This window comes from Kitasatospora sp. NPDC096147, from assembly GCF_044763225.1.
Lineage (GTDB): Bacteria > Actinomycetota > Actinomycetes > Streptomycetales > Streptomycetaceae > Kitasatospora.
The window spans coordinates 589,871-596,695 of record NZ_JBIWFX010000004.1 but is presented as its reverse complement, the minus strand read 5'-3'; the positions used below and the strand labels follow the sequence as shown (position 1 = coordinate 596,695).

At 70.4% G+C, this 6,825-nt stretch carries 7 protein-coding genes and 1 tRNA gene; 3 read left to right on the top strand and 5 right to left on the bottom strand.

Annotation, left to right across the window (positions count from 1 at the left end; all coding sequences use genetic code 11):
* Positions 1-289: 289 nt before the first annotated feature.
* Positions 290-910 (bottom strand): hypothetical protein, encoded by a 621-nt coding sequence (locus tag ACIRBX_RS16755; RefSeq protein ID WP_402297350.1) that lies wholly within the window; start codon positions 908-910, stop codon positions 290-292.
* A gap of 337 nt (positions 911-1,247) precedes the next feature.
* Between ACIRBX_RS16755 and ACIRBX_RS16750 the strand changes: the two genes are divergently transcribed.
* Complete coding sequence (locus ACIRBX_RS16750; protein ID WP_402297635.1) at positions 1,248-1,442, top strand: DUF5703 family protein; 195 nt, start codon at positions 1,248-1,250, stop codon at positions 1,440-1,442.
* A gap of 192 nt (positions 1,443-1,634) precedes the next feature.
* Here ACIRBX_RS16750 and ACIRBX_RS16745 read toward each other — a convergent pair whose 3' ends face one another.
* The 3 genes from ACIRBX_RS16745 to ACIRBX_RS16735 all read right to left on the bottom strand — a co-directional run bounded on the left by ACIRBX_RS16745 (position 1,635) and on the right by ACIRBX_RS16735 (position 4,528).
* Positions 1,635-2,480: a chaplin family protein gene (locus ACIRBX_RS16745; RefSeq protein WP_402297348.1), complete on the bottom strand. Its 846-nt coding sequence runs from the start codon at positions 2,478-2,480 to the stop codon at positions 1,635-1,637.
* A gap of 223 nt (positions 2,481-2,703) precedes the next feature.
* The gene (locus tag ACIRBX_RS16740) at positions 2,704-2,946 is read right to left on the bottom strand and encodes a chaplin (protein WP_057234560.1); all 243 of its coding nucleotides are present in this window, start codon (positions 2,944-2,946) and stop codon (positions 2,704-2,706) included.
* Between the two features lie 256 nt (positions 2,947-3,202).
* Positions 3,203-4,528, bottom strand: coding sequence for a M20/M25/M40 family metallo-hydrolase (locus ACIRBX_RS16735; protein ID WP_402297346.1), 1,326 nt, complete (start codon positions 4,526-4,528; stop codon positions 3,203-3,205).
* A 206-nt stretch (positions 4,529-4,734) separates the two neighbouring features.
* Here ACIRBX_RS16735 and ACIRBX_RS16730 point away from each other — a divergent pair.
* A tRNA-Leu gene (locus tag ACIRBX_RS16730) sits at positions 4,735-4,822 on the top strand.
* Positions 4,823-5,181: 359 nt separating this feature from the next.
* The gene (locus ACIRBX_RS16725) at positions 5,182-5,568 is read left to right on the top strand and encodes a transposase (RefSeq protein WP_402297634.1); all 387 of its coding nucleotides are present in this window, start codon (positions 5,182-5,184) and stop codon (positions 5,566-5,568) included.
* A gap of 199 nt (positions 5,569-5,767) precedes the next feature.
* Here the strand turns inward: ACIRBX_RS16725 and ACIRBX_RS16720 are convergent, their stop codons facing one another.
* Positions 5,768-6,721: a serine/threonine-protein kinase gene (locus tag ACIRBX_RS16720; RefSeq protein ID WP_402297345.1), complete on the bottom strand. Its 954-nt coding sequence runs from the start codon at positions 6,719-6,721 to the stop codon at positions 5,768-5,770.
* Positions 6,722-6,825 lie beyond the last annotated feature (104 nt).

Here is a 6,825-nt window from a genome sequence, read left to right as displayed (position 1 = left end):
CCCCGGGCTGGGCTCGCTCGGGGGGGCGCTGGCGGCGCTGCCCTAGGTACACCCCCCCCCCGCCCCCCCGCCCCGGGGGGGGGGGGGGGGCCGGGGGGGCCCCCCCCCCCCCCACGTCATGCTGCCGTGCGTCGCGCCACCGGGACGGACGCCGGACACCCGGCCCCGGGGCATTCAGGCCCCGAGGCCGCAGACAGCGAACTCCCGGGCCGGCCCCGGGCCGCCCGGCAACCGGCGCCCACTGGCGGGGCCACCCCGCAGAACCACCCTGCGGTCCGGGCGGAGTCCGCTACTCCTCCTCGTCCAGGCCCTCCAGGTCGTCGTCGTAGACCTCGCTGACGTCGAAGCGGCAGATCAGCAGCTGCGGGTCGGCCCCGTCGAACGGCTCCGGGAGCCACTCCCCCGGGTCGGCGGGCTCGGCCGCCGCCACCCAGAGGGTGGAGTCGCCCTCCTCCAGGCCGAACTCCTCGCAGCGGGCCGCGATCTCGTCCGGCTCGTACTCGCCGAACAGCACCCCGATGGCCGCGTTCACCCCGCTGCCGTCCTGGCCGCCGCCGGGCACCAGCGAGCTGTCCACCCGCTCGGCCTGCGCGCGCAGCCGCTTGGCATCGGTGATCAGGTAGTCCCGGCGGATCAGCACGCTGATCGCCTCGGGCTGGTCCGGGCCGACGTAGCCACCGTTGCCCTCGTCGCCCGGCACTTCGAAGGGGGTCACCTCGTCGTAGACCTCGTAGAGGATCTGGTCGTAGGCGATCGCCGCCGCAGCGAGCTCCTCGTAAGCGGCGACCACGCCGGAGTCGCCCTCTTCGGCGGAGCTGGTGATCGCCGCCAGGTGGCGGTCGATGGCGGCCTTGACCGCCTCGGCGGCGGCGCGTACCTCGGCGGTGGTGAGCTGCGCGGCATCAGACATGGTGCTGACGCTATCTCCCCGGAGGCTCGACACGCACAGGGGTTGTCGTCTACTTCCGGGAATTCACCGCAACTTCCGCCCGGATGTCCGGTCCGGACGGATCTGTACCCCGCACCGACCGGCCCCGGAGCCGTCCGGCGCACCGCGCATCGGCGCCGATCGGGCGGGGTATCCCTTCCTCGGAACCGAAACTGATTGACTGTCAGCCCCCGGAACGCCCACGCTCTGCTGACCGAACGGGCGGCCCGGGGCTCCGACCGACCCCGGCCGTCCCAGGCAGGTCGTACGCTTGCCTGCACGCGTCGTCCGCAGGAGGAGAGTCTTGACCCCACCCAAGCTGGTCCGGCAGCCCGAGTACGAGTACCAGTCGCTGCGCATGCCCCGCGGCACCAGTCGCAACGCGGCCCGGCAGCTGCTCACGGAGCACGCGGAGTACGGCCACTGGGAGCTGGACCGGCTCAAGCTCTTCCCGGACGGCAGCCGCACCGTGCGGCTGCGTCGACGGATCATCCGTCAGGTCCGCAGCTGGTGACATCCCGCAGGGACCGGAAGCCGGTGAATCCGGCCGGACCCGGAACGTGACGCCGGAGGGGGCGTGGTGCACTCGGCACCACGCCCCCTCCGGCGCGTACGGCGGACGGCCCGCCTCAGCGCGGGGCCGGTCGGTGAGGAGCGGTCGGTGCACCTCGGCGGGCGCACCGTCCCCGGCCCTCCACCCGTCGGCTCAGCGCGCGCCCGCGCGCGAGCGCCGGTAGAGCACACCGCCGCCGAGCAGCAGCGCCGCCCCGGTGACGGTCATCAGCTGGAGACCCTCCGAGCCGGTCTGCGCCAGCTGGGCCCGGGCCGGAGCGGCCACCGCGGCCGGAGCGGCCGTCCGGGCGGCGGCCGGAGCCGGGGCGGGCGGCGGGGTCTCGGTGTACGAGACGGGCTTGGCGGTCACCGTCCCGGTGCCGGGCAGCTCGGCGCCGGGCAGGCCGCCACGGCCGTTGCCGTGTCCGCCGGTGCCGCTGCCGCCGGGGGTGCCGGGCGGCTGGGTGGTGGCGGGCGGCGGCGGGTTGTGGGTGCCGTGCTCCTCGCACTCGTCGTCCGGGGTGGCCGGCGGGGGCGGGGTGGCGACGTTGGCGCAGTTGTTGCCGAAGGCCGGGTTGGCGATCCCGACCACGTCCACCGAGTTGCCGCAGGCGTTCACCGGGATCGAGACGGGGGCGTGCACGCTGTTGCCCGAGGCGATGCCCGGCGAGTTGGCGGTGGTCCCGGCCGAGTGCGCGCCGCCGCTCTTGGTGGACGGGCCGTCGTGGTGCGCGCCGCCGCCGGGCCGGGAGCCGCCGGAGCTGTTGGCGCAGTCGTTGCCCATCGCCGGGTTGAGCAGGCCCACCACGCTGACGGTGTTGCCGCAGGCGTTCACGGGGATGTCCACGGGCGCCTGGAGGCTGTTGCCGGAGCCGACCCCGGGCGAGTTGCTGGTGACGCCCTGGGCATCCGCGCCGGCGTAGGCGTAGCCGGAGGCCGAGGCCAGCACGCTCCCCGTGGCGACCACCGTGAAGATGCCCTTCTTAGCGACCTGACGCATGTACTCCCCTGAGTGGTGTGTGATTGTCGGAATTCCCGATGCGGTCTTCGCCGGTACACCGAACAACGAATCCGGCCGCCCCGCGGTTGACCCGAACGGGCCGCTTCACCCCATCGAGTGAGCGTCCCTCGCACACGCGGACGGGCCCTCCGCGCAGTACGCGGAGGGCCCGTCCGTGACATCGGCACCTCAGTGGGATTCCGGCCCAACAGCCGGACTCCGACTAGAAGTTGGCGCAGTTGTTGCCGAACGCGGGGTTCAGCAGACCGATCACGCTGACGGTGTTGCCGCAGAGGTTGACCGGCACGTGCACCGGAACCTGGACGTTGTTGCCCGACAGCACACCCGGGGAGTTGGTCGCGAAACCGTTCGCGGCCGCGCCGCCGTGGGCGGCGGCGGCACCCGCACCGGCGAGCACCAGACCACCGGTGGCGGCGGCAACGGCAACGATCTTCTTGACCTTCATGGGTCTTTCCTCCTGGTCGATTCCTGTGTTCCACAGCCCGTTTCCCGGCCTGCAAATGGGTGAACGGCGCATGGGCCGAACGGGGTACGGCGCGGATCATGCATTCACTCGCAGCGGTGACAACTCGCACAGAGAATCGCCCTGTTGACTCCTCGAAGAATCCTTTCTGCACCCCCGGACATCGTCATCCCCTCCGACAAACGGAAGGCCCGCCTCCGGAGGGACCGGAGGCGGGCCTCGGGGGGCGAGCCGGGGATCAGCAGGCGTCGATGAAGCGGTCCAGCACCCGGACGCCGAACTTCAGGCCGTCCACCGGCACCCGCTCGTCCACACCGTGGAACATCCCGGCGAAGTCCAGCTCCGGCGGCAGCTGCAGCGGCGCGAAGCCGAAGCAGCGGATGCCCAGGTCCTGGAAGGACTTGGCGTCCGTCCCGCCGGACAGGCAGTACGGCACCGCCCGGGCGATCGGATCCTCGGCCCGCAGCGCCGACTGCATCGCGTCCACCAGCGCGCCGTCGAAGTCGGTCTCCAGCGCCTTGTCGTAGTGCAGGCTCTCCCGCTTCACCCGGGGCCCGAGCACGCTGTCCAACTCGGCCAGGAACTCCTCCTCGTAGCCGGGCAGGAAGCGGCCGTCCACGTGCGCGGTGGCCTGACCGGGGATCACGTTCACCTTGTAGCCGGCGTTCAGCATGGTCGGCTGGGCGGTGTTGCGCAGCGTGGTGCCGATCATCTTGGCGATGCCGCCGAGCACCCGGAGCGTCTCGTCCATGTTCTCCGGGTCGAGCTTCACGCCCAGTGCGTCGGAGAGCTCGTCCAGGAACGCGCGCACCGTCTTGGTGATCCGCAGCGGGAACTTGTGCCGTCCCAGCCGGGCCACCGCCTCGCACAGCTCGGTGATCGCGTTGTCGTCGTTCTCCATCGAGCCGTGCCCGGCCCGGCCCTCGACGGTGAGCCGCATCCAGTGCATGCCCTTCTGCGCCGTCTCCACCAGGTACAGCCGCACCTGGTCGTTGACGGTGAAGGAGAAGCCGCCGACCTCGCCGATCCCCTCGGTCACGCCCTCGAACAGCTCCGGGTGCTTGTCCACCAGGAAGCGCGCGCCGTAGGTGCCGCCCGCCTCCTCGTCGGCGACGAAGGCCAGCACCAGGTCGCGCGGAGGCTTGCGCCCGGTCCGCAACCGGTCGCGGACGACCGCCAGGGTCATCGCGTCCATGTCCTTCATGTCCACCGCGCCACGACCCCAGACGCAGCCGTCCGCGATCTCGCCCGAGAACGGGTCGTGCGTCCAGTCGGCCGCGTTGGCCGGCACCACGTCGGTGTGACCGTGGATCAGCAGCCCCGGCCGCGACGGGTCCTCACCCTCGATCCGCACCACCGTGGACGCCCGGCCCTTGGCCGACTCGTAGATCTTCGGCTCCAGACCGAACTCGGCGAGCTGCTCGGCGACGTACTCCGCCGCCTTCCGCTCCCCCGGCCCCGAACCGTCCCCGTAGTTACTGGTGTCGATCCGGATCAGGTCCCGGCAGATGTCGGCGACCTCCGACTCCCCGGTCACCGTCGACCCCGTCCGCGCCTCGCTCACGGTCTCTCCTCGTCGTCTCGCCCACCCGGCCGGCCGGCACGCCGCACCATCCGGCCATCCTCCCCCAGGCACCGCTCCGTCCCAAGAGCATTCCCCCGGATCGAAGCCCGGCGAGCCCCCGTAGGCACGGTTTTGGGTCCTCAAGCTGATCTTTGCTACAGTTACACATGTCGCCGCGGGGAACACACCGCGAAGACGGACACCCGGTCCGGGTGGCGGAATGGCAGACGCGCTAGCTTGAGGTGCTAGTGCCCTTTATCGGGCGTGGGGGTTCAAGTCCCCCCTCGGACACCAGGTAAGACCCCACTTCAAGTGGGGTCTTCTTGCTTTGCGGGCTCCGCGCGGTGGCTGTGCACCCCGCCGCGTGACCCACATAAATGATCTTGCTCTAGATCAGCGCAGCCGGACCCATGCGCTGGGCACTGCCAGCGGCCAGCTTCGCAGCCCCCGCTTTGCTCCGATGCCCGTACTTGGTCATCGTGTAGCCGGGCGAGTGATGCCGGGCGTTCGCCCACGCCTCGACTGGTTCTCTCCCGCCTCCAAATCGTTGCTGGTCCGGCTATGCCGCAGGTCGTGAATACGGAAGCCGTCCGGCAGGCCATGCCGGACCCCCACGGTCCGCCAGCGGGCCGAGGCCTACTCCGGGTCCTGCGATCCCCAGACCCGGCCTTCCTCCACAGCTTGAAGCCGTCGCGAGCGATGACGAGATCGCTCTCGGCCCACCCGGCGCCAAAGGTGCGCCGTGGATAGTCAATGACGACCCGTGGTCCTTGATCGAGCCACTCCTTCGGCCCCGGCCGCAGCGCGCCCCGGACCCTCAGCCGGTGGACGACCAGTTGCCCCTGTGGGGCGTCCTGTCCGTGCCGTTCATCGGTATCGCCTGGCAGCAGCTGCCGCCGAAGCGGGGCTTCGGCTCAGGGCAGACGTGCCGGCGCCGGCTGTGCCGGTGGACGGAGGCCGGCGTATTCGACCAGGTCCACCAGATACTGCTCGCGGTTGAACACGGCCGAGCAGATCGACTGGATGCGCCGCTGCGCTGAACGCGGTCGACTACCTATGGGCCCACCTCGAGCCCATTCTCGCGAACCTCGCCAGCGTTGGCCTCGACCGGCTCGAAGCCCTTGTCCCCAAGCTTCTCAAGCGACTGCAGTACCGCGCCAACGTCCTCGCTGGCACGGGACTCGCCCTCAATCTCCCACCGCCATCACCTTGAAGCGCCAAAGCAGTAACAGAACCACCTCACCCTGCGGCCCAGCTGCGTACCGGGCGTGCCCCCGGGGCCATGGGGTGGGTGAACGGGCGGCAAGGGTCGGCTTCGGCCCAGGGTGCAAGGGCTCTTTCGGCAGGAAGCGGATTCGGCAGGAAGTCAGCCAGCCGCCGGTACACCTCCCCCGCGTGCGCGGGCCGGTGCCCCGGATCCTTAGCCAGGAGTTCGAGGACGAGCTCCTCCACTGGGCTCGGAACGGTCGGTTCAAGCAGGCTGAGCGGCGACGGTTCCTCCGAGAGGTGCATCTCTGGGATCATGAGCGGCGAACTGTGCCGGAAGGGCGCTTTGCCACTGAGCATCTCGTGCAGCAAGCACCCCAGGGCATAGAGGTCTGTCTGCTGCGTCACCCGCTGTCCCGCGATCTGCTCAGGGGCCATGTACTGCCAGGTGCCCGGCGCGGTGGAGCCTGGGTTGGTCAGCCTTGGTTCCGCAGCGTCAAGCAGTGCGGCCGCGCCGAAGTCAAGGACCTTGACCACACCGTCCGTACGCACTCGGACATTGCCCGGCTTGAGATCACGGTGGACGATCTGCTGGGCGTGCGCGGTCGCCAGCACCGAGCAGATCTGAACGGCGACGCTAGCCGCCTGTTGCACCGTCAGCCGCTCGTTCTCCGCGATGAGATCTGCCAGGTCGAGACCCTGTACGTACTGCATGGCGAGGAAGTGCACCCCGCCGTCCTCACCCATGTCATACACGGCTGCGAGCCCAATATGGTCCAGCCGGGCCACCGCCATCGCTTCACGTTCGAAGCGCTTCACTTCGAGGGCGGCCCTCCCGGGGTCGGGGCTTACGCCCTGAATCATGGTCTTCAACGCCACCGACCGCTCAAGACTCTTGTCCTGCGCAAGCCAGACCTGCCCCATCCCTCCGCGGCCGATGGCCGCTTTGACCAGGTAGCGCTCTGCGATCAGCGACCCGATATCCATGCCGTCCCCCAGCTCCGCGCGATCCGTGGCATGTGCCCACCGGAAGAGGCTAGCGCAACCGCCACCAGCACACGCATTACACGTTGACTTAGTTCACAACATGC

What these genes read in the sequence shown, in the direction of transcription:
- ACIRBX_RS16745 (WP_402297348.1), bottom strand. Translation starts at nt 2,480, where the DNA reads ATGCGTCAGGTCGCTAAGAAGGGCATCTTCACGGTGGTCGCCACGGGG.
- ACIRBX_RS16755 (WP_402297350.1), bottom strand. Translation starts at nt 910, where the DNA reads ATGTCTGATGCCGCGCAGCTCACCACCGCCGAGGTACGCGCCGCCGCC.
- ACIRBX_RS16720 (WP_402297345.1), bottom strand. Translation starts at nt 6,721, where the DNA reads ATGGATATCGGGTCGCTGATCGCAGAGCGCTACCTGGTCAAAGCGGCC.
- ACIRBX_RS16740 (WP_057234560.1), bottom strand. Translation starts at nt 2,946, where the DNA reads ATGAAGGTCAAGAAGATCGTTGCCGTTGCCGCCGCCACCGGTGGTCTG.